The following is a 21,116-nucleotide window of genomic DNA, read 5'->3' as shown; positions in this document are numbered from 1 at the left end:
TGAAGCGCACGCAATTGGCGAAGGAGAAGCAGGCATGGCCGAGTTCAAGAAGCCGGAAATCTCCGAGATGAGACCCAAGATCACCGTGATCGGCGTCGGCGGCGGCGGCGGCAACGCGATCAACAACATGATCGTGGAACAGCTTCAGGGAACCGAGTTCATTGCCGCCAACACCGATGCCCAGGCGCTGACCATGTCGAAGGCGACGCGGCTGATCCAGCTTGGCGCGCACGTCACGGAAGGCCTTGGCGCCGGCTCGTTGCCCGAGATCGGCCGTGCCGCGGCCGAAGAATCGCTCGACGAGATCATGGATCATCTGGCCGGCACCCACATGTGTTTCGTCACTGCCGGCATGGGCGGCGGCACCGGAACCGGTGCGGCCCCGATCATCGCCCAGGCGGCGCGCAAGGCCGGCATCCTGACGGTCGGCGTCGTCACCAAGCCGTTCACCTTCGAGGGCAGGCGCCGCATGCAGATGGCGGAAGAGGGCATCGAGCGGCTGCGCGAGGCCGCCGACACCGTGATCGTGATTCCCAACCAGAACCTGTTCCGGATCGCCGATGCCAAGACCACTTTTGCCGATGCCTTCGTCATCGCCGACAGGGTGCTTTATTCCGGCGTCAGCTGCATCACTGACCTCATCGTCAAGGAAGGCCTGATCAATCTCGACTTCGCCGACGTCAAATCGGTGATGCGCGGCATGGGCCGCGCCATGATGGGAACCGGCGAGGCTTCGGGCGACGGCCGGGCGATGAAGGCGGCGGAAGCCGCGATCGCCAATCCGCTGCTCGACGAAATGTCGATGAAGGGCGCCAAGGGCGTGCTGGTGTCGATTTCGGGCGGCCGGGACATGACCCTGTTCGAGGTCGACGAGGCGGCTACGCGCATCCGTGAAGAGGTTTATGAGGACGCCGACATCATCGTCGGCGCCATCTTTGACAAGAGCATGGAAGGCCGCTTCAGGGTCTCGGTGGTGGCGACGGGCCTCGATCGTTCGCTCAGCGAGGGTGATGCCGATGCCGGCATGGCACATGGCCATTCCGTGCCGTCCGCCGCACGGACCTTGCAGTAACCTTTCTCTTCGATTGACCTCCCGGGCAGGCGACCCGCGGTATCTGCCGCGTCCCCGGGGCGGAAAAATTGCTCTTCAGGACGCCTTCTCGCCGATGAACTCGAATCGCTCGATCTCGCATTCGCGCGCGACCAGCGCCAGGATTTCCGTCGAGGGTTCGGCGGCGTCGGACTGTCTCCATTCGAGATTGAACGAGTACACGAAGCGGTCGCGGCTGGGATCATGCTCGATCTTGGCAAGGCGCGCGCCGTAGCCGAGCGGCCGCACCATCTCCGGAAGGTCAGGTGGGGATTCGTTTGCCCAGGAAACCGACAGGATCGCATGGTGATCGCGCGGCAACTTGAGGTCGACCCATTTCAACACCTGAAGTGTCAGTAGCGTCAGCACGGTCGCAATTGCCGCAAGACCAAACTGGCCGCCGCCAACGGCAAGTCCGATCATCGTCATGATCCACATGGTGGCCGCGGTGGTGATTCCAGTCACGAGATCGCCGCGCCGAAGGATGGCGCCGCCGCCGATGAAGCCGACGCCGGTCAGCACGCCAAGCGGCAGACGCAGCACGTCCATGCTGGCGAAGAAGTCCATTCCCTTGCCCGTGGTATCAAGCAGTATGTTGGCCTGGATCATGGCCACAGCGGCTGCCAGGGCGACCAGGATGGTCGTGCGAAGCCCGGCGGTGTGGCCGCGCGCTTCCCTGTTCAGGCCGATGAAGAAACCAGCCAGCAGCGCAAGCAGCAACCGGGCGACAAGATCGGGCCATGTCGGATGAAGTGGCATATCGCAGCAAAGCGGCTCGAACATCGCCCTGTCAGGGCGGCGCTGGTGCTCCGCCCTCCATTTTTCTCAGGATTTCGGCGCCCTCGCTGACGACGTTGCTTGCGGCTGGCCGGTACGTCGCGACCTCGGGCTGTCGATGTAAGAACCTTTTTGCCTTCGTGAGGTTCCCGGCGAACCGTCGCGCGGCAGCCGACCAAACGCCATGCAATTTGAAGGTGGCGCTTGACTTCGTCCGATCCGTGTGAAAAATTTTGCAGCAACTGATAAAAATATCACCGGGATGGAAACGTGGTTGGTTTTGGAAACGGCCTTTTGCGGGACGATGATGCCAGCATGGCGGCGCGGGCCGCGTGGCTTCATTACGCCGGCGGCCTGACCCAGTCCGAGGTCGCCAAGCGGCTGGGGCTGACCAGCCTCAAGGCGCACCGCCTCATCACCAAGGCCAACCAGGAAGGCCTGGTGAAGGTCTATATCGACGGCGAAGTGTCGGAATGCGTCGAGCTCGAGGACGAATTGTCCCGCCGCTACGGCCTCGACTATTGCGAGGTGGTTCCGGATTTCGATTCCGAGGATCTGCCGCTCAAGGCGCTCGGCATCGCCGGCGCGCAGTTCCTCAAGCGCGAGATCGAGCGCGGCGAGCAGGCGCTGATCGGCGTCGGCCATGGCCGCACGCTCGCGGCCTGCGTGGAATATCTGCCGCGCACCACCACCGACCGCATCCGTTTCGTCTCGCTGCTTGGTGGCCTGACGCGGAAATTCTCGGCCAACCCGCATGATGTCATCCACCGTCTCGCCGAACGCACCGGTGCCGAAGCCTATGTGATGCCGGTGCCGATGTTCGCCAACACGGCGGAGGACCGCATCGTGCTGCTGGGCCAGAAGGGCATTAGTGAGGTCTTCGATCTCGCCAGATCCGCCGACCTGTTGTTTGCGGGCATCGGCACCGCCGAACGCGAGGCTTCGCTTGTCGCCACCGGCATGATCGAGAAGGGCGAGATGGAGGAGATCCGTCGCAATGGCGGTGTCGGCGAATTGCTCGGCCATTTCTTTGACGAGGCCGGCAAGGCAGTGGCGACGACCGTTTCCAACCGGGCGCTGGCACTGGCGCGCGAGGATATCGCCAGCCGCCGGATTGTCGCCGTCGCCGGCGGCAGGATTAAGGTTCGCGCAATCAAGTCGGTGCTGGAGGGGCGCTATCTCAAGGGCCTGATAACGGACGAGCGCACGGCGCGATCGCTCGTGGAAGAGACGCCGGTCGGGTAGCCGGCAACAGTCCAGTTGAAACTACCCTGTGGAGGAGAAGACGAAATGCATGAGAAAGAGAAAGACCTGATAGATGCCTTCCTGCGCGGACAAGTCGACCGTCGTGGACTGATCAAGGGCCTGGGTGCCATGGGTCTCGCCGCCGGCACCGCCGGCACGCTGCTCAACCTCGGCCAGACCCGCGCGCTTGCCGCGGACTTCGACTGGCAGGCGCATAAGGGCAAGACCATCAAGCTCTTGCTCAACAAGCATCCCTATGCCGACGCCATGATCGCCAATCTTGAGAACTTCAAGAAGCTGACCGGCATGAACGTCGTCTACGACGTATTCCCCGAAGACGTCTATTTCGACAAGGTGACGGCCGCATTGTCGGCGAGCTCGCCCGAATATGATGCCTTCATGACCGGCGCGTACATGACCTGGACCTATGGCCCAGCCGGCTGGATCACCGACCTCAACGAATGGATCAAGGATCCGGCCAAGACCAACCCGAACTATGCTTGGGACGACTTCCTGCCAGGCGTCAAGAATTCCTGCGCCTGGAACGGCAAGCCGGGCGGAGCTTTGGGATCGGAAGACGCCAAGCAGTGGTGCATTCCGTGGGGGTTCGAGCAGAACAACATCACCTACAACAAGGCGATGTTCGACAAGGCGGGCGTCAAGGTTCCCGGCAATATGGACGAGATGGTGGCCGCTGCCGCCAAGCTCACCAAGGATGTCGGCGGCGGCGTCTACGGCATTGGTGTGCGCGGCTCGCGCTCCTGGGCGACCATACACCCGGGGTTCCTGTCGGCCTACGCCAATTTCGATCAGAAGGACCTGAACGTGTCGGCCGACGGTAAATTGTCGGCCGCCATGAACACCGCCCAGTCCAAGGCTTTCCACAAGCAGTGGGTGCAGATGATCCAGGAGAGCGGCCCGAAGGACTGGTCGACCTACACCTGGTACCAGGTCGGCACCGATCTGGGCGCCGGCGCCTCGGCGATGATCTTCGACGCCGATATCCTTGGCTACTTCATGAATGGTGGCGACAACAAGATGGCCGGCAAGCTTGCCTTCGCCGCCTTCAAGGCGAATCCGGAGGCCAAGGCACCAACGCCGAACATCTGGATCTGGTCGCTGTCGATGTCCAACTTCTCCAAGGACAAGGACGCCACATGGTACTTCATGCAATGGGCCTCCGGACCTGAGCATGCGCTGTTCGGCGCCACCAAGATGGATTTCGTCAACCCAGTCCGCCAGTCGGTCTGGAAAGATGAGGTCTTCCGCGAGAAGCTGAACAAGAGCTATCCGGGCTATGTCGAGATGTTCGACGCCTCGGCACCCGGCGCCTCGATCAAGTTCACGGCGCAGCCGTTGTTCTTCGATCTCACCACCGAATGGGCGGCGACGCTGCAGAAGATGGTGTCCAAGGAAGTGCCGGTCGACGAGGGCCTCGACAAGCTCGCCGAGAGCATCAACGGCCAGCTCAAGGAAGCCGGCCTCGGTTAAGTCGCAACGAGGGCCGGCCTGCTTGGCGGTTCGGCCCTCGCCACATCTTTCATGTTTGCGATGCGGTGCCGAAAGGTGGCCGCCATTTCGCCCCACCGGCCGCCTTGCTCCCTTGGGCGGCCGGCCGGGCGAAGCGACAGCAACAACGGAGCAGCTCGATGACTGCGGTGGTATCGCAAAGGCTCAAGCCATCCGGCTTCAGGATCAGCAAGCGGGTGCTGCCCTATGTGCTCAGCCTGCCGGCCTTGCTGGTCTGCATAGGCATCCTGATCCCGTTCCTGACCTCGGTCGTTTACTCGTTCCAACGCTATCGTCTGAGCCAGCCCTGGGCGCGCCAGTTCAACTGGGGCGACAACTACATTTCCTTCTTCACCGACCCGAAATTCTGGAACACGTTGAAAGTGTCGCTGCTCTATGCCGGCACCACGGTCGTGCTGGAACTGCTTCTCGGTCTCGCCATCGCGCTGCTGCTGCAGAAGCGCTCGACGCTCAACAACTTCATCTCGATCATGCTGTTGATGCCGCTGATGACGGCGCCCGCGCTGGCAGCACTGATGTGGAAGCTGATGACCAATCCGGGCTTCGGCGTGCTGAGCTATCTCGCCAGCCTCATCGGGCTGCAGGATTTTCGCTGGGCGTCGTCACCGTCGACGGCGCTGTTCACCGTCGTGCTGGTCGACATCTGGGTCTACACGCCCTTCATCATGATCCTGCTGCTTGCCGGCCTGCGCAGCCTGCCGACGCAGCCCTTCGAGGCCGCCGCGCTCGACGGCGTGCCGAGGAGCTTCGTCTTCTTCCGCATCACCTTGCCGATGCTGACGCCCTACATCCTGACGGCGACCTTGTTTCGCCTGCTCGATTCCATCCAGCAGTTCGACATCATCTACGCCATGACACAGGGCGGGCCGGGCGACACACTGACCGTGTTCCAGGTCGAGGCCTATCTCAACTTCTTCCAGTCGACCAATGTCGGCCGCTCGGCGGCGCTGATGATCATCCTGTGGGCGATCACCTATTTCCTCTCCAACATCTTCATCAAGAACTGGCTCAGGCTGCGCGAACGCGCCCGCGGCCAGGCATAGGAGGCGGCGATGGAACATACCTCGCTTCTCGAACGCATCCTGCGCGGCGCGGCACTGACGCTGGTCGTGATCTTCTTCATGTTCCCGATCCTGTGGATCTTCATGATGTCGTTCCAGACCAACGAGACCATTCTGCGCATCCCGCCGCAGCTCATCTTCGAACCGACGCTCGCCAACTACACGGCGTTGATCACCGGCAAGCTGATGACGGCCGCCGGCACGCTCGACATCGCCTTCATGCGCAACCTCTGGAACTCGGTATTCCTGTCGGTGACCTCGGTGGCGGTTTCACTGCTGCTCGGCGTGCCGGCGGCCTACGCCTTCGCGCGCCACAAATTCCGCGGTTCGGAAGACATCGCCTTCACGCTGCTGTCGTTCAAGTTCGCGCCGGCACTTCTGGTGCTGCTGCCGCTGACCCTCTATTTCCAGAAGCTCGGCCTGGCCAACACCTATATCGGGCTGATCTGGGTCTACCAGCTGATCTGCCTGCCGCTGATCCTGTGGATCGTGCGCGGCTATTTCGAGGATATTCCGGCCGACATCGAATATGCCTACCGCATCGGCGGCCATTCCTGGTTCGCCACCTTTCGCAAGATCGCGCTGCCGCTCGCCGGCCCTGGCATCGCGGCGGCCGGCCTGCTCGCCTTCATCTTCGCCTGGAACAATTTTGTCTTCGCGCTGGTCTTGGCTTCGGCCGACAAGCAGCCGGTGACCGTCGGCGCGTTGGCCTTCATCACTTCATCGGGCATCCAGTACGGCCAGATTTCGGCGGCCATCGTCCTGTCGATCACGCCGACGTTGGCTCTCGCCCTCTACGCACAGCGCTATCTGGTCGAAGGCCTGTCGCTCGGCGCGGTGAAAGGATAGAAATGGCCAGCCTCGAACTCAGAAACGTCGTCAAGCGCTACAAGAGCCAGACCGTCCTCGACAATCTGTCGCTGACCGTCGCCGATGGCGAAACGCTGGTGCTGTTTGGTCCCTCGGGCGCCGGCAAGACTGTGCTGTTGCGGCTGGTCGCCGGCGTCATCGATCCGGACGAAGGCAAGATCCTCATCGGCGGCGAGGACATGACCGATGTCGACGCGGAATTCCGCGGCGTCGGCATGGCGTTCCAGAATTTCGCGCTGTTTCCGCATATGAGCGCTTTCGACAATATCGCGACGCCGCTGGCGGCCAAGCGCTCGTCGCAGAGCGCGATCAAGGCCGGTGTCGAGAGCGTCGCCAAATTGTTGAAGATCGGCCATGTGCTGAGCCACAAGCCGCGCGCGCTCTCCAACGGCCAGAAGCAGCGCACGGCCCTTGCCCGCGCTTTGGTCGGTTCGCCGCCGCTGCTTCTGCTCGACGATCCCTTGCGCAATGTCGACGCCAAGCTGCGTTTCGAGATGCGGCTCGAACTGCCGCGGCTGCTCGCCGATCGCGGCGCCACCGTCGTTTACGTTACCCAGGACTACAAGGAAGCCATGGCGCTCGGCGACCGCATCGCGGTGATGTCGCAAGGCGTCATCAGGCAGCTTGGCACGCCCGAGCAGATCTATCGTGAGCCGGCCAACGTCGAGATCGCGCGGCTGTTCGGCGATCCGACCATCAACCTGCTCGACGTCAAGCCCGGGCGCGATGCCCGGGGGGTCTATGTCGGCCTGTCCAACGTACAGGTCCATCTCGCCGATGCTCCGGAGGCCGCCATCGGCCGCGACTGCATCATCGGGCTGAGACCCGAGGCCCTGCATTTCGTTGGCGAAAACGAACCCGGCGCCATTCCGGTAACGGTCGAGGCGGAGACGCCGCTCAACGAAAAGATCGTCACCCTGGTGCGCACCGTGCGCGGCCGTGAAATCCTGGTCTCGCGCCCGGCCGGAACGCCGGGGCGCAGCGAAGGCAAGGCGCATATCGCCGTCGACGGCAAGAGCGCCCTGCTGTTCGATCGGGCGAGTGGCGAGCGCATCGGCGCCAGGAATGTCGTCAAACTGCGCAACGGAGAAGCGGCATGAGCCCGAGCGCGCTCACCATATCAGGCGTCGACAAATTCTATGGCCCGATCGACAGGGGCGTTCACGCCGTCAAGAACCTGACGATGGAGATCGGCAAGGGCGAAATCGTGGCGCTGCTCGGCTCGTCGGGCTGCGGCAAGACCTCGACCTTGCGAATGATCGCTGGCTTCGAGGAGGTGTCGCGTGGCGCGATCGCGGTCGCCGGCCGCAAGGTACACATCTTGCCGCCGGTCAAACGCAATGTGGCGATGGCCTTCGAGGGCTATTCGCTCTATCCGCCGCTCACCGTGCGCGAGAACATGGCCTTTGCCCTCAAGGCCGCAAGGCTGCCCAGGAGCGAGGTCGACGCCAAGGTCGCCAGCATCGCAAAGCTGCTGGAGATCGAGGACATATTGGAGCGCTATCCTAGCTCTATTTCGGGTGGCCAGCAGCAGCGCGCCAGCCTTGGCCGGGCGCTGATCCGCGAGGCCGACCTGCATCTGCTCGACGAGCCGATGGGGCAGCTCGAGCCGCAGCTTCGCGCCGTGCTGCGCGGCCGCATCAAGCACTTCATCAAGGAACGCGGTCTGACAGCGATCCTGGTCACCCACGACCAGACCGAGGCGAACGCGCTGGCCGACCGCATCGCGGTGATGGAGGGCGGCGTGCTGCAGCAGTTCGACACGCCGGACCGGATCAAGGAGCGCCCTGCGAACCTGTTCACCGGCACCTTCGTCGGCGAGCCGCCGATGAACGTCTTCGAAGCCTTTGTCGGCACGACCGCCGGCCGCATCAGTCTCAAGCTGCCCGACGGGCTGTCGCTCGACTACGACAAGGACGCTTTCAGCGCTCCGGTTCGCGACCAGCTGCTCAGCCGCGAGCGGGTGGTCATCGGCATCAGGCCCTATGCGGTCCGGCGTTCGAAGGAGGGAGTTCCGGCTAGGGTCTCGGCCAACCAATGGCTCGGCGACCAGACCCACATCGCCGCCGACTTCGCCGGCGGCTCGCTGGTCCTGGTGGAGCATGACCGCACCCGGCTCGACCTCGGCGCGCCCATCAATGTCAGCATCGATCCCAAAAACCTGCACGTCTTCGACCAGGCGAGCGGCATTGCGATCTCGCACGGCATGGAGCTCGCGTGATGCGCGATCTATTAATAGGCATCGATGCCGGCACTTCCGTCATCAAGTCCATCGCTTTTGACACGAAGGGCCGCCAGATCGCGGCCGCGGCAACGCCGAACCATTATGAGACGCTGCCGGGCGGCGGCGCCGAACAGGATCTGGCCCGCACATGGGCCGATGCCGCCACCACCTTGCGCCAGCTTGCCGACAAGGTGCCCGATCTCGCCAGCCGGACCGTCGCCATCGCGGTGACCGGGCAGGGCGACGGCACCTGGCTGATCGACGGCAAGGGCGAGCCGGTGGCCAAGGGTTGGCTCTGGCTCGACGCGCGCGCCGCCGGCGTCGTCGAGGAAATCCGTGCGCGGCCCGATGACCGGCTGCGCTTCGAGAAGACCGGCAGCGGGCTCGCCGCCTGCCAGCAAGGCTCGCAGTTCGCCTTCATGAAACGCACCATGCCCGAAATGCTCGGCAAGGCGGCGACCGCGTTCCACTGCAAGGATTGGCTCTATTTCAAGCTGACCGGCGAACGCGCCACCGATCCGTCCGAAGGGACCTTCACTTTCGGCGACTTCCGCACCCGTGACTACAGTGGGGACGTGCTCGACGTCCTCGGCGTCACCGATCTCAGGCACCTGCTGCCGCCGATCGTCGACGGCACGAGCCACAGCGCCGGACTGTCGCCGGCCGCCGCCGGCGTCACCGGCATGCTTGCCAGCACACCCGTCGTGCTCGGTTATGTCGACGTCGTCTGCACCGCGCTCGGCGCCGGCCTCCTCGACCGCGAGCGCAAGCCCGGCTGCTCGATCATCGGTTCCACCGGCATGCATATGCGGCTGGCCGAGACCCCTGATGATGTGCAGCTCAACGAAGCGGCGACCGGTTATACGATGGCAATGCCGGCGCCGGGCGTCTTCGCGCAGATGCAGTCCAACATGGCGGCGACGCTCAACATCGACTGGGTGCTTGGCCTCGCTTCGGGCATTCTCGCCTCGCAAGGCATAACCCGCAGCAATGGCGAGATGATCGCGCTGGTCGATGCCTGGATCGCGGCCTCGCAGCCGGCTTCGCTGCTCTACCAGCCCTACGTGTCGGAAGCCGGCGAGCGCGGACCGTTCGTCGATGCCAATGCCAGGGCAGGCTTCGTCGGCATTTCGTCGCGTCACGGCTACGCCGATCTGGTGCGCGCCGTCTTCGAAGGCTTGGCCTTCGCGGCGCGCGATTGCTACGCCGCCATGGGCCCGCTGCCGCGCGAAATTCGCCTGACCGGCGGCGCCGCCAGAAGCCCGGCGCTGCGCAAGATCCTGGGTGCGGCCATTGGTGCCGACACGCGCACCAGCGCGCGCGAGGAGGCCGGTGCGGCCGGTGCCGCAATGATCGCGGCGGTCTGCGTCGGTCAATACGCCTCCATGGACGAATGCGTCGGCGAATGGGTGACGCCGCTGCTCGGCGAGGCCGAGCCGAGCGACCCGGATCTCGCCGCGATCTACGACAGGATGACCCCGTCCTACATGCTGGCGCACCAGGCCCTGCGGCCGGTCTGGCGTGCCATGGCGACATCGCAGGAAAATTGAGAAGTCGAGTATGCTGAGGAAAATAGCGATCATTGGCGACAACTTCATGCTGCCGGAGGTGTTTCGCGCCAAAATCGAGAAGGTGGCCAGTGGCGACCTCGATATCAGGACATTGCAGACGGCCTGGCCCGACGAGCCGATGGAGTTCGGCAACGCCGCGCTCGGCCTCGACAAGGTCAAGGAATATTTCGGCCATCCCGACGAGGTCGTCGACTTCATCGGCGATGCCGAAATCCTCGTCACCCAGCTTGCGCCCCTGTCGGAGGGCATGATGCGGCGCCTGCCGGGGCTCAAGCTGGTCGCGGTGTCGCGCGGCGGCCCGATCAACATCGACATGGAAGCGGCCAGGGTGCACGGCATCACCGTGGTCAATGTGCCCGGCCGCAACGCCACTGCCGTGGCTGAGTTTACCATCGGCGCCATCCTGGCCGAGACGCGGCTGATCCGGGTCGGCCACGAGGCCTTGCGCAAGGGGGAATGGCGCGGCGATCTCTACCGCGCCGACCGCACCGGCCGCGAGCTCGGCGAAATGACCGTCGGCGTGGTCGGCTACGGCAATATCGGCACGAAGGTGGTGCGCCTGCTGCGCGCCTTCGGCTGCCACGTCCTGGTCAGCGATCCCTATGTGCAACTGAGCGCCGAGGACCGCAACGCTGGCGTCGAACTGGTTGCGCTCGACGACCTCCTGTCGCGCTCCGATGTGGTCACGCTGCATTCACGGGTGACGCAGGAGACACGCGGTCTGATCGGCAAGGACACCATCGCGCGGATGAAGCCGGGCGTGATCTTCGTCAATACGGCGCGTGGCCCGCTGGTCGACTACGACGCACTCTACGAGGCGCTGGTTTCAGGGCAGATCGCCAGCGCCATGCTGGAAACCTTCGCGGTCGAACCGGTGCCGTCGGACTGGCCCTTGCTGCAGCTGCCCAATGTGACGCTGACGCCGCATATCGCCGGCGCTTCGGTGCGCACCGTGACCTATGCCGCCGAGCAGGCCGCCGAGGAAGTGCGCCGCTACCTGGCCGGCCTGCCTCCGGTCAATCCGTGCTGAGAGCGATGGCCATGATGCGAAAATCAGGCAGTGGGGCGACGGCAAGATGAGCGTCGGCCCTGACATAGTCGACCTCTTCGTCATTGGCGGCGGCGTCAACGGCGCCGGCATCGCGCGCGACGCCGCCGGCCGCGGGCTTTCCGTCATCCTGTGCGAAAAGGACGATCTCGCCGAAGGCACCAGCTCGCGCTCGGGCAAGCTCGTCCATGGCGGTCTGCGCTACCTCGAATATTACGAGTTCCGCCTGGTGCGCGAGGCGCTGATCGAGCGCGAGGTGCTGCTGGAATCGGCGCCGCACATCATCTGGCCGATGCGCTTCGTGCTGCCGCACAGCCCGGACGACCGGCCGGCATGGCTGGTGCGGCTCGGCCTCTTCCTCTACGACCACCTCGGCGGCCGCAAGCGGCTGCCCGCCACGCGGACGCTCGACCTGCGCACCGCGCCCGAGGGGGCGCCGATCAAGGACAGCTTCAAGCGCGGTTTCGAATATTCGGACTGCTGGGTCGACGATGCCCGCCTCGTCGTCATCAATGCGCTCGACGCCGCCGAACGGGGAGCGAAGGTCCTCACCCGCACCGCCTGCACCGCGGCCAGCCGCGAGGGCGGCCTCTGGGTTGTCGAGATGCGCGACGTCAGGACCGGCATCAAGACCAGTGTACGGGCCCGCGCGCTGATCAATGCCGCCGGCCCTTGGGTCAATGACATCGTCAACCGCGTTGCCGGCCAGAACTCCAGGCGCAACGTCCGCCTCGTCAAGGGCAGCCATATCGTCGTACCCAAATTCTGGGAGGGAAGGCAGGCTTATCTCGTCCAGAACAACGACAAGCGCGTCATCTTCATCAATCCCTACCAGAACGACCTGGCCTTGATCGGAACCACCGACATCCCCTACGAGGGCCGGCCCGAGGATGTGAGGGCGGATGAGAGCGAGATCGATTACCTCATCAAAGTGGTCAACCGCTATTTCAAGCGCGGCCTTGCGCGGGGCGACGTGGTCCATTCGTTCTCCGGTGTCCGGCCGCTCTATGACGACAACGCCGACAATCCGAGCGCGGTGACGCGCGACTATATTTTCGAACTCGACGCGCCGGACGCGCAGGCGCCACTGCTTTCCGTCTTCGGCGGCAAGATCACCACCTTCCGCAAACTGGCCGAGCACGCGCTGGACAGGATCGCACCGTTCTTTCCCCGCATGGGCAAAGCCTGGACCGCGAAGGTGCATCTGCCCGGCGGCGACATCGCCAATGCCGACTTCGAACAGTTTCTTGGCAACCTCGCAAGCGAGTATCCATGGATGCCGGCATCGCTGCTCAAGCATTACGGCCGGCTCTATGGCACCAGGACGCGGTCCGTGGTCGGCGGCGCCCGATCACTCGCCGCACTGGGGCGGTGCTTCGGCAAGGATTTCTTCGAGCGCGAGGCGAACTACCTCTTTGAACAGGAATGGGCGGAAGACGCGGCCGACATTCTCGAACGGCGCACCAAGCATGGCCTGCATTTGTCCTCCGAGGAGAAGTCGGCCTTCGAGCATTGGTGCGCGAGCCGGCAGGCGAGGGCAGGTTGATGGCGCTCATCGCCCCTGTTCTGCGCCCGCGTTGAAGGGATCGCGACCTTGGCTTTCACGCTCTCCCTCAACACCAATCCGCTGGTCAACCGCTTCGCCGAGCCGGACGATCTGATCGATACCGTCGCCTATGAGATCGGCATTCGCGACGTTCAGCTCACGCATGAATTCGTCAACCCAGGCTGGCCGGCGGCGACGATCGTCAAGTTCGTCCGCCTGTTCCGCAACGCCTTGGATCGCACCGGCGTGCGCGTCACCTCCGGCATGACCGGCCCCTATGGCCGGCTGAACCATTTCGGCCATCCGGATGCCGATGTGCGCCGCTACTATGTCGACTGGTTCAAGACCTTCGCCGACATCTCGGCCGAGCTTGGCGCCAGCGGCATGGGCACGCAGTTCGCCATCTTCACGCATCGGGACTATGACGATCCCGCCCGTCGCGCCAGGCTGTTCGACATCGCGCTGGACTGCTGGCGCGAGGTCGCCGAGCACGCCCGGGCGGCAGGCCTGACCTATCTGTTCTGGGAGCCGATGTCGGTCGGTCGCGAATTCGGTCACACGATCGAGAATTGCCGGATGCTGCAGGACGCGATTGACGCGGCCGGCATGGCCATTCCGCTGGAGATGATGGTCGACATCGACCATGGCGACGTCACTTCCTCCAATCCGGCCGACATCGATCCCTATGCCTGGGCCGAAGCTTTTCCCCTGAAGTCGCCGATCATCCACATCAAGCAATCGTCGATGAACAAGGGTGGCCATTGGCCATTCACCGCGGCCCACAACAAGGACGGCCGCATCACGCCTGAGAAGCTGCTGGAGACGGTGCGACGCGGCGGCGGCACCGACAACGAAATCTGTCTCGAACTATCCTTCCGCGAGCGCGAGCCGGTCGACCATCAGGTGGTCGCCATGATCCGCGAGTCGGTCGACTTCTGGGCGCCCTTCATCGAGACCGGCAGGCCTGGCCTGCTGCCGAAAGCCGGATAGAAATCGGACAGGAGCCCATGGGCTCCTGTCCATGAAATGCAACCGGATCGAACTCAGGCGAATTTCGGATCGAGGCTGCCCGACTTGTAGCGCTTGGCCATTTCCGAAACCGGTAGCGGCTTGATCTTCGGCGCATTGCCGGCGGTGCCGAACTGCTCGAAGCGCTCCTTGCAGAGCTTCCTCATCGCCGCCATCGCCGGCGTCAGATATTTGCGCGGATCGAACTCGCTGGGATTTTCGGTCAGCACCTTGCGGATCGCGCCGGTCAGCGCCATGCGGTTGTCGGTGTCGATGTTGATCTTGCGCACGCCATGCTTGATGCCGCGCTGGATCTCTTCCACCGGGACGCCCCAGGTCGGCTTCATCTGGCCGCCATATTTGTTGATGATCTCCTGCAGGTCCTCCGGCACCGAGGACGAGCCGTGCATGACCAGATGCATGTTCGGCAAGCGCCGGTGGATCTCCTCGATCACGTTCATCGCCAGCACCGCGCCGTCAGGCTTGCGCGAGAATTTATAGGCGCCGTGGCTGGTGCCCATGGCCACCGCCAGCGCATCGACATGGGTATCGCGCACGAACTGTTCGGCCTGCACCGGATCGGTCAGGAGCTGGTCGTGGCTGATCGCGCCTTCGACGCCGTGGCCGTCTTCCTGCTCGCCGCCGCCGCTCTCGAGCGAGCCCAGCACGCCGATCTCGCCTTCCACCGACACGCCGCCCCAATGCGCCATGTCGACGACGCGCTTGGTGATGCCGGAATTATAGGCATAGTCGGCCGGCGACTTGCCGTCTTCCTTGAGTGAGCCGTCCATCATCACCGAGGTGAAGCCGTGCTGGATCGCGGTGACGCAGGTGGCTTCGTTGTTGCCATGGTCGAGGTGCATGCAGACAGGGATGTCGGGATGGATTTCGACCAGCGCGTCGATCAGCTTGGCCAGCACCACGTCATTGGCGTAGGCACGGGCGCCGCGGCTCGCCTGCAGGATGACCGGGGACTTGGTCTCCTCGGCAGCCTCCATGATGGCGAGGCCCTGTTCCATGTTGTTCATGTTGAAGGCCGGCACGCCATAGCCGTATTCGGCGGCGTGATCGAGCAATTGTCTCAGTGTGATGCGAGCCAACGATTAGTCTCCCGTATCTGGTTTCGAACTGTGGTTGCGGGCCGCCCGCGCATCGTTCAGCCCACCGATGCTTCTGGCCGGAATCCCGCGCAACCGCAACCGTGACAGACCGTCCCGGCAGCAATTCTTGTTACAGCGGCGCGATAAAAGCCGGCGAAATATCCCACGGAAATATCTCATTATCACAAAAATTATGATACTTACGCGATCATATCTGTTATATCTTCGCTCGATCAAGGAGCCAGGCTTCTGCGTTGGCGGGTCGGCGAGAATGAAGAGCGACAACAGACGCCAAGGCATCATTGACTTCCTGGTGGACGCCGGCGCGGCGAGCGTCGACGATCTTGCCTCCCGCTTTGGCGTCTCCAGGATGACCGTGCATCGCGACCTCGACGAGCTCGAGGAGAGCGGTTTGCTGCGCAAGGTGCGCGGCGGCGCCTCGATCCAGCCGAGCAGCCTTTTTGAAAGCGATTTCCGCTACCGGCAGAAGCAGGCGATCGGGGAAAAACAGCGCCTTGCGGCGGCGGCCGTGGCTATGATCGAACCCGGCCAGACGGTCATCATCGACGACGGCTCGACCGCGGGCGGTATCGCGCGGTATCTCGCCGATCTCAGGCCGCTGACGGTGATCACCAACAATCTCGCCGTCATCCAGGATCTGGCCGGTGCCGCAGGCATCAACCTGATCGCGCTTGGCGGCCAGTACTCGAAGAAATTCCACGGCTTCTTCGGCCTGCTCGCCGAGGCTTCGCTGCGGTCGCTGCGCGCCGATGTCGCCTTCCTGTCGTCGTCCGCCATCCATGGCGCCTCCGCCTTCCATCAGGACCAGGAAGTGGTGCAGGCCAAGCGACTGATGATGGCCGCGGCGACACGCAAATATCTGCTGGTGGATCACGGCAAGTTTGGCCGCAGCGCGCTGCATTTCCTGGCCGATCTCAAGGCATTCGACGCCGTCTTCACCGGGCGCGGGCCGGAGCCCGGAATGCGCGACACGCTGGATGCGGCCGGCGTCTCGCTGACGGTGGTCGCCGACAAGGATTGATGATCAAACGGGGACTGAGGACCAAGGAGTGTACGCGTGGTTTACTGGGTCGGTACAAGCTGGAAGATGAACAAGACGCTCGCCGAGGCGCTTGATTTTGCAGGCGCACTGGCCGGCTTCGTGGCGGGTTTCGACGATCGCATCCAGCCTTTCGTCGTCCCGCCTTTCACGGCGGTGCGAGAGGTCGGGCAGGCGCTGTCGACGACGCGCGTCAAGGTCGGCGCGCAGAACATGCATTGGGCCGACGCCGGCGCCTGGACTGGCGAGATCTCGCCGGTGATGCTGAACGATTGCGGCCTAGACCTGGTCGAACTCGGCCACAGCGAAAGGCGCGAGCACTTCGGCGAGACCGACCGCACGGTCGGGCTGAAGACGGCGGCGGCGGTCAAGCACGCACTGATACCGCTGATCTGCGTCGGCGAGACGCTGGCCGAGCGCGAAAGCGGCAAGGCCGATGCGGTGGTGACCGGCCAGGTCGAGGGTGCACTGCAATTCCTCGAGGGCGAGGCGAGGGGAGCAAAAATCCTGTTCGCCTACGAGCCGGTCTGGGCGATCGGCGACAAGGGCATTCCGGCCAGTTCCGACTATGCCGACAAGCAGCAGGCGCTGATCAAGAAGGTCGCGGGGGGTCTGCTGCCGTCCGTGCCGCCGGTGCTCTATGGCGGCAGCGTCAATCCCGGCAATGCCGCGGAACTGATCGCCCAGCCCAACATCGACGGCTTGTTCATCGGCCGCTCGGCCTGGCAGGCCGAAGGCTACATCGACATCCTGCGCCGCGCGTCGGCCGCCATCTGAATCATCGAACTGGAAAGGACAAAAAATGAAAATAGCCATTGGAGCCGACAGCGCCGGCAAGCCGCTGCTCGACGTCATATCAGCGCATCTGGCGACCAAGCCGGGGCTCACCGTCAGCGACCTCAGCCAGGCCGGCTTCTATGCCGATCTGTCGCGGAAACTTGCCCAGACGATCGTCGACGGCGAGAACGATCGCGGCATCCTGTTCTGCGGCACCGGCATCGGCGTCTCGATCTCGGCCAACAAGGTGCCGGGCATCCGCGCCGCACTCACCCACGACACCTATTCGGCCGAACGCGCGGCGAAATCCAATAACGCCCAGATCATCACCATGGGCGCCCGCGTCATCGGCCCGGAACTGGCCAAGGCCATTGTCGATACCTGGCTGGCCTCGGAGTTCGACGAGAAGGGACCGTCGGCCGGCAACGTCCAGGCGATCGACAGGCTCGATGCGGCGAAGAGCTAAGCGAGACTGTCGCGCATCGCGCCGATGACGGTGACGGCCGAAGCCGCACCGGGATCGATATGGCCGAGCGAGCGCTCGCCGAGCCGCGACGAGCGGCCCTTGGCGGCGATCATGTCCTTGGTCGATTCCGCGCCGCGCTCGGCGGCGGCAAAAGCGGCCTGGAGGCTTTCGGCAAGGTTTTTTCCTGCTGCATTGCTGGCGCCGGCCGCTTCCGCCGCCGGTTGCCAGGCGTCGACCATTGTCTTTTCGCCGGTTTCGGCCTTGCCGCGATCCTTGATGCCTTGCGCCATGGCCTGCAGCAGCGCGACGACATCGGCATCCGCCAGCGTTGCCTTGCCCTTGACGGCGGCGGCGGCGCGCATGAAGGCGGTGGCATAGAGCGGGCCGCAGGACGCGCCGACGGCATTGAGAAACGATTTCGCCGCGGCGTTGAGGAGCGCGGTCGGCTCGGCCGCCGTAAGGTCGAGCGATGCCAGAGCATCGCGCGCGGCGTTGAACCCGAGCGCCATGGCAATGCCGTGGTCGGCGTCGCCGATGACGCCGTCGAGCTGACAAAGCCGGTCCCTGTCGGCTTCCATCGCCACGGCGATCGCATCGAACATTCTTTTCAGGTCGAACGCGGCGATGGTCATGGAGCGCTCCTCAGCCGGCACGGAACATGGCGCAGTCGCAGGGGTGGTCGAGCATCGCCTGCAATTCTTCGTCGAGATGGAAAAGCGTCACCGAAGCGCCGGCCATTTCCAGCGACGTGCAGTAGTTGCCGACCCAGGTCGCGTGGACCGAAACGCCGATGGCGTCGAGCCTCTGCTTGACCCGGCGGTTCATGATGTAGAGCTCCATCAGCGGCGTCGAACCCAGCGAATTGACCAGCACCGCGACCTTGTCGCCGCGCTTCGGCGCCATCTCGGCGAAAATCTTGTCCAGCATCGCGTCGGTGATTTCGTCGGCGGTCCCGAGCTTGCCGCGGGCGATGCCGGGTTCGCCATGGATGCCCATCCCGATTTCCATCTCGTCCGTGCCGATCTCGAAATTCGGCCGCCGGGTCTGCGGCAGAGAGCAGGGCGACAGTGCCACGCCCATCGTGAAGGTGCGGTCGTTGGCCTTGCGCGCGACGCGCTCGCATTCGTCGAGGGAGAGCATCAGGTCGCAGGCGGCACCGGCCGCCTTGAAGATGAAGAAATTACCGGCGACACCACGGCGCTTCCGCCGCTGGTCACGCGGCGCCGAGGCGACGTCGTCGGTGGTCAGCACCGTGCGCACCTCGATGTCGTCCATGGCGGCCATCTCGGCCGCCATGTCGAAATTCATCACGTCGCCAGCATAGTTGCCGTACATGAACAGCACGCCGGCGCCGCCGCTGACCGCCTTGGCGCATTCGAGGATCGGATCGGGCGGCGGCGAGGCAAAGACGTTGCCGACAGCCGCCGCGTCCGCCAGCCCCTTGCCGACAAAGCCGAGAAAGGTCGGCTCGTGGCCGGAGCCGCCGCCGATCACCAGCCCGACCTTGCCGGGCCGTGGTCCACCGCGGGCGATGATCGAGCGCGGACTGCCGTCCGCGCTCCCGAGATGGCGAGGATGCGCGGCCAGGATCCCTTCGAGCATTTCGTCGACGGCACGGTTGCCGTCATTGATGATCTTCTTGGTCTGCACCGGCATCCTCCCGAACTCAGTATTTTCCGGGATACTACAGCCCGTTACCGGGATTTCCACCCCGGCAGCGCCGCTTCAGGCCGCGATCTTTTCCCGCGCGGCGAGTATCTGCACACAGGCGTTTGCCGCTTCCTTCCCCTTGACCGTGAAATGCTCGAAGAAGAAGCGATGATGCTCGGCGCTGTCGTGGAAATTGTGGGGCGTGAGCACCGCCGAAAGCAAGGGCACGCCGGTCGACAACTGCACGTTCATCATGCCGTCGATAACGGCATTGGCGACGAAGTCGTGCCGGTAGATGCCGCCATTGACGACGAATGCCGTGCCGAGGATCGCGGCGTAGCGGCCGGTCCCGGCAAGCGTCTTGGCATGGAGCGGAATTTCGTAGGCGCCGGGCACGTCGAAGATGTCGACGGCAAAGCGTCCGCCGCCAATCTCGGCCAGTTCCGCCCCAAAGGCTTGCACGCACTGGTCGACGATGTCGGCATGCCAGCGCGCCCTGATGACGGCGATGCGGATTGTTTCATAGTCTTTGTGGGAATGCTGATTCATGGGTCCATCCTTCCGTTTCGAACCAGAATCAGGACGCACGATACGAAATGCGGCCCGCCGGGGCGGTCCGTCTTCCGTTTCGTTCTCTTTCATCCGGACTGTAACCGTCGGCTCCGGAATCACACCGGATCTGCTGACCTCTCCGATAGCGGAAAGCGCTCGCGGGCTTGGGCCGAAGCCGTTACCGCCGGTGGGGACTTTCACCCCGCCCTGAGAACATTAACGCGCTTTGTATGGGAGGATGGTGGGGCCGCTGTCAACGCAGCAGGTGCCCTTGGCCAATCACGTTTTGCCGACTGGAGCAATGCAACAGGCGGATCGTTCTAGCGTGTGCGCCATGCCGCCGCGCCAGCGGCAATCAGCATCAGCAAGGCCGCAACTGCCGCGCATGTGGCGAAGCCGAAGCCGGAATAGAGCGGCCCGAAGCCGGTGGTGCCGACGAACACCGCGAGGTAGGTCACCGCGCTGTTCAGCCCCATGATCGTGCCCCGTCGCGACGGATCGAGCGCCGACAGGCGCATCACCAGCACGTTCAGCCCGAAATGATTGGCAAGCCCCCAGGCGGCGACCATGGCGAGCGTCAAGCCATAGCTGCCGCTGGTCGCGGCGATCGCCACGTAGACGATGGCCACGAGAAGATAGGCGAAAGGCATGACACGCCCGGCGCCCAGCCGGTCGATGATGCCGTCGAAGAGCGCCGCCGTGCCAAATCCCGCGCCATAGGCGAGGGCCGCCAGCCCGTTGGCGCTGACCGGCTGCCCCAGCCCGCTGTGGAGGTGGTCGCCAAGATAGCCATAGACACCGTAGAAGGCGGTCATGAAAGCACTGCAGGCAACCAGGAGGGGCACAATGCCGGGGATGTTCAACGCCGCCAGCGGGGCGGGCGCCGGTCCGGCCTTCCGGACATCCGGGAGCGACGATGCGCTGAGGCCGCCAAGCGCCAGCGTCGCCAGCACGGCCACGGCGACAAAGACGGCGCGCCAGTGCACGAGATCGGCAAGCACCGCCGACAGCGAAACGCCGGCCACCATGCTGAGCGTCCACCCGGTCAGCACCACGCCGATCGTGCCGCTTTCCCGCCCGGGCGGGGCGATGGCCGCGGCACTGGCATAGATTGCCGGCATGGCGACGCCGGCCGCGATCCCAGCGACAAGCTGCGCGGCAACCAGCGCGCTCACCGTCGGCGCGGCCGCGCTGGCGACCAAGGCCAATGCCAGCAGCAGCAAGGCCGCCCGCAACATCCGGCGCGCGCCGAGCCGGTCGATATGGCGTGCCAGGAACAGGGCGCTCGCCGATGTGCCGAGGCCGAACGCGGCCGCCGCCATCATCACCATGGGGACGCTGGTCGAGAACGACACGGCCACTGCCGGAGCGATCGGGCCCAGCACCAGCGAATTCGAGCCGATCACGGCGATGCATCCGGTCAGCAGATAGGCGAGGGCCGGGATGGGCAGCCTGGTGTCCGCGCCCAAGGCTGTAGCTTGATCGTTGTTCGACATATCATCATAATGGCCGTATTAAATTCCGTGACAATCGGGAATACC

At 64.3% G+C, this 21,116-nt stretch carries 20 protein-coding genes and 1 riboswitch; of the genes, 14 read left to right on the top strand and 6 right to left on the bottom strand.

Annotated features, from left to right (window positions below; genetic code table 11):
• Positions 1-34: 34 nt before the first annotated feature.
• Positions 35-1,072: a cell division protein FtsZ gene (gene ftsZ / locus LB557_RS10540; RefSeq protein WP_015318972.1), complete on the top strand. Its 1,038-nt coding sequence runs from the start codon at positions 35-37 to the stop codon at positions 1,070-1,072.
• Positions 1,073-1,147: 75 nt separating this feature from the next.
• Here the strand turns inward: ftsZ and LB557_RS10535 are convergent, their stop codons facing one another.
• Positions 1,148-1,873 (bottom strand): MgtC/SapB family protein, encoded by a 726-nt coding sequence (locus LB557_RS10535; RefSeq protein WP_224640923.1) that lies wholly within the window; start codon positions 1,871-1,873, stop codon positions 1,148-1,150.
• 264 nt (positions 1,874-2,137) lie between these two features.
• Here LB557_RS10535 and LB557_RS10530 point away from each other — a divergent pair, with 264 nt between their 5' ends.
• The 10 genes from LB557_RS10530 to LB557_RS10485 all read left to right on the top strand — a co-directional run bounded on the left by LB557_RS10530 (position 2,138) and on the right by LB557_RS10485 (position 13,952).
• Positions 2,138-3,112 (top strand): sugar-binding transcriptional regulator, encoded by a 975-nt coding sequence (locus LB557_RS10530; RefSeq protein WP_015318970.1) that lies wholly within the window; start codon positions 2,138-2,140, stop codon positions 3,110-3,112.
• Between the two features lie 45 nt (positions 3,113-3,157).
• Positions 3,158-4,603, top strand: a complete 1,446-nt coding sequence (locus LB557_RS10525; RefSeq protein WP_141906558.1) for an ABC transporter substrate-binding protein — start codon at positions 3,158-3,160, stop codon at positions 4,601-4,603.
• A 158-nt stretch (positions 4,604-4,761) separates the two neighbouring features.
• Positions 4,762-5,685: a carbohydrate ABC transporter permease gene (locus tag LB557_RS10520; RefSeq protein WP_015318968.1), complete on the top strand. Its 924-nt coding sequence runs from the start codon at positions 4,762-4,764 to the stop codon at positions 5,683-5,685.
• A gap of 9 nt (positions 5,686-5,694) precedes the next feature.
• Positions 5,695-6,552, top strand: coding sequence for a carbohydrate ABC transporter permease (locus tag LB557_RS10515; protein ID WP_015318967.1), 858 nt, complete (start codon positions 5,695-5,697; stop codon positions 6,550-6,552).
• 2 nt (positions 6,553-6,554) lie between these two features.
• Positions 6,555-7,673 (top strand): ABC transporter ATP-binding protein, encoded by a 1,119-nt coding sequence (locus LB557_RS10510; RefSeq protein WP_224523694.1) that lies wholly within the window; start codon positions 6,555-6,557, stop codon positions 7,671-7,673.
• Positions 7,670-8,794 carry an ABC transporter ATP-binding protein gene (locus LB557_RS10505; RefSeq protein WP_224640922.1) on the top strand — a complete coding sequence of 375 codons (1,125 nt, stop codon included), beginning with the start codon at positions 7,670-7,672 and terminating at the stop codon, positions 8,792-8,794. The genes LB557_RS10510 and LB557_RS10505 overlap by 4 nt, the downstream gene beginning before the upstream one ends.
• Positions 8,794-10,347: an FGGY-family carbohydrate kinase gene (locus tag LB557_RS10500; RefSeq protein ID WP_224640920.1), complete on the top strand. Its 1,554-nt coding sequence runs from the start codon at positions 8,794-8,796 to the stop codon at positions 10,345-10,347. Before LB557_RS10505 ends, LB557_RS10500 begins: the two co-directional genes overlap by 1 nt.
• A 10-nt stretch (positions 10,348-10,357) precedes the next feature.
• Positions 10,358-11,398, top strand: coding sequence for a 2-hydroxyacid dehydrogenase (locus tag LB557_RS10495; RefSeq protein ID WP_181172955.1), 1,041 nt, complete (start codon positions 10,358-10,360; stop codon positions 11,396-11,398).
• 46 nt (positions 11,399-11,444) lie between these two features.
• Complete coding sequence (locus tag LB557_RS10490) at positions 11,445-12,962, top strand: glycerol-3-phosphate dehydrogenase (protein WP_224640919.1); 1,518 nt, start codon at positions 11,445-11,447, stop codon at positions 12,960-12,962.
• Between the two features lie 48 nt (positions 12,963-13,010).
• Positions 13,011-13,952, top strand: a complete 942-nt coding sequence (locus LB557_RS10485) for a sugar phosphate isomerase/epimerase family protein (protein ID WP_224640918.1) — start codon at positions 13,011-13,013, stop codon at positions 13,950-13,952.
• A gap of 53 nt (positions 13,953-14,005) precedes the next feature.
• On the opposite strand, the gene fba is transcribed toward LB557_RS10485, so the two are convergent.
• Positions 14,006-15,070, bottom strand: coding sequence for a class II fructose-bisphosphate aldolase (gene fba / locus LB557_RS10480; RefSeq protein WP_015318960.1), 1,065 nt, complete (start codon positions 15,068-15,070; stop codon positions 14,006-14,008).
• 271 nt (positions 15,071-15,341) lie between these two features.
• On the opposite strand from fba, the gene LB557_RS10475 reads away from it, so the two are divergent.
• The 3 genes from LB557_RS10475 to LB557_RS10465 are packed head-to-tail and all read left to right on the top strand — an operon-like array spanning position 15,342 to position 17,373.
• A complete protein-coding gene (locus tag LB557_RS10475) occupies positions 15,342-16,112 on the top strand; it encodes a DeoR/GlpR family DNA-binding transcription regulator (protein ID WP_224640917.1) in 771 nt (256 codons plus the stop codon).
• A gap of 36 nt (positions 16,113-16,148) precedes the next feature.
• Positions 16,149-16,907: a triose-phosphate isomerase gene (locus LB557_RS10470; protein WP_224640916.1), complete on the top strand. Its 759-nt coding sequence runs from the start codon at positions 16,149-16,151 to the stop codon at positions 16,905-16,907.
• A gap of 25 nt (positions 16,908-16,932) precedes the next feature.
• Entirely contained in the window at positions 16,933-17,373 is a 441-nt protein-coding gene (locus LB557_RS10465; protein ID WP_140617404.1) for an RpiB/LacA/LacB family sugar-phosphate isomerase, read from the top strand.
• On the opposite strand, the gene dhaL is transcribed toward LB557_RS10465, so the two are convergent.
• From dhaL to LB557_RS10445, 4 genes are all read right to left on the bottom strand, one after another.
• The gene (gene dhaL / locus LB557_RS10460) at positions 17,370-18,005 is read right to left on the bottom strand and encodes a dihydroxyacetone kinase subunit DhaL (RefSeq protein ID WP_140617403.1); all 636 of its coding nucleotides are present in this window, start codon (positions 18,003-18,005) and stop codon (positions 17,370-17,372) included. The genes LB557_RS10465 and dhaL overlap by 4 nt on opposite strands.
• Before the next feature lie 10 nt (positions 18,006-18,015).
• On the bottom strand, positions 18,016-19,023 hold the full coding sequence (locus LB557_RS10455) for a dihydroxyacetone kinase subunit DhaK (RefSeq protein WP_224640915.1): 1,008 nt from the start codon (positions 19,021-19,023) through the stop codon (positions 18,016-18,018).
• A gap of 75 nt (positions 19,024-19,098) precedes the next feature.
• Positions 19,099-19,572: a 6,7-dimethyl-8-ribityllumazine synthase gene (locus tag LB557_RS10450; protein ID WP_224640914.1), complete on the bottom strand. Its 474-nt coding sequence runs from the start codon at positions 19,570-19,572 to the stop codon at positions 19,099-19,101.
• Positions 19,573-19,649: 77 nt separating this feature from the next.
• Positions 19,650-19,794: riboswitch (FMN riboswitch) on the bottom strand.
• Positions 19,795-19,895: 101 nt separating this feature from the next.
• Complete coding sequence (locus tag LB557_RS10445; RefSeq protein ID WP_224640913.1) at positions 19,896-21,071, bottom strand: MFS transporter; 1,176 nt, start codon at positions 21,069-21,071, stop codon at positions 19,896-19,898.
• Positions 21,072-21,116: the final 45 nt, after the last annotated feature.

The sequence above is a fragment of the Mesorhizobium sp. BR115XR7A genome, assembly GCF_020165315.1.
In the GTDB taxonomy this organism is placed as follows: domain Bacteria; phylum Pseudomonadota; class Alphaproteobacteria; order Rhizobiales; family Rhizobiaceae; genus Mesorhizobium; species Mesorhizobium australicum.
The sequence above is the reverse complement of the archived record's forward strand: the minus strand, read 5'-3'. Positions and strand labels throughout refer to the sequence as shown.

Excerpts from the sequence above, each read along its gene's own strand:
- ftsZ (WP_015318972.1), top strand. The coding sequence starts at position 35 with ATGGCCGAGTTCAAGAAGCCGGAAATCTCCGAGATGAGACCCAAGATC.
- LB557_RS10535 (WP_224640923.1), bottom strand. The coding sequence starts at position 1,873 with ATGTTCGAGCCGCTTTGCTGCGATATGCCACTTCATCCGACATGGCCC.
- LB557_RS10525 (WP_141906558.1), top strand. The coding sequence starts at position 3,158 with ATGCATGAGAAAGAGAAAGACCTGATAGATGCCTTCCTGCGCGGACAA.
- LB557_RS10520 (WP_015318968.1), top strand. The coding sequence starts at position 4,762 with ATGACTGCGGTGGTATCGCAAAGGCTCAAGCCATCCGGCTTCAGGATC.
- LB557_RS10515 (WP_015318967.1), top strand. The coding sequence starts at position 5,695 with ATGGAACATACCTCGCTTCTCGAACGCATCCTGCGCGGCGCGGCACTG.
- LB557_RS10510 (WP_224523694.1), top strand. The coding sequence starts at position 6,555 with ATGGCCAGCCTCGAACTCAGAAACGTCGTCAAGCGCTACAAGAGCCAG.
- LB557_RS10505 (WP_224640922.1), top strand. The coding sequence starts at position 7,670 with ATGAGCCCGAGCGCGCTCACCATATCAGGCGTCGACAAATTCTATGGC.
- LB557_RS10500 (WP_224640920.1), top strand. The coding sequence starts at position 8,794 with ATGCGCGATCTATTAATAGGCATCGATGCCGGCACTTCCGTCATCAAG.
- LB557_RS10495 (WP_181172955.1), top strand. The coding sequence starts at position 10,358 with ATGCTGAGGAAAATAGCGATCATTGGCGACAACTTCATGCTGCCGGAG.
- LB557_RS10490 (WP_224640919.1), top strand. The coding sequence starts at position 11,445 with ATGAGCGTCGGCCCTGACATAGTCGACCTCTTCGTCATTGGCGGCGGC.
- LB557_RS10475 (WP_224640917.1), top strand. The coding sequence starts at position 15,342 with ATGAAGAGCGACAACAGACGCCAAGGCATCATTGACTTCCTGGTGGAC.
- LB557_RS10465 (WP_140617404.1), top strand. The coding sequence starts at position 16,933 with ATGAAAATAGCCATTGGAGCCGACAGCGCCGGCAAGCCGCTGCTCGAC.
- dhaL (WP_140617403.1), bottom strand. The coding sequence starts at position 18,005 with ATGACCATCGCCGCGTTCGACCTGAAAAGAATGTTCGATGCGATCGCC.
- LB557_RS10450 (WP_224640914.1), bottom strand. The coding sequence starts at position 19,572 with ATGAATCAGCATTCCCACAAAGACTATGAAACAATCCGCATCGCCGTC.
- LB557_RS10445 (WP_224640913.1), bottom strand. The coding sequence starts at position 21,071 with ATGTCGAACAACGATCAAGCTACAGCCTTGGGCGCGGACACCAGGCTG.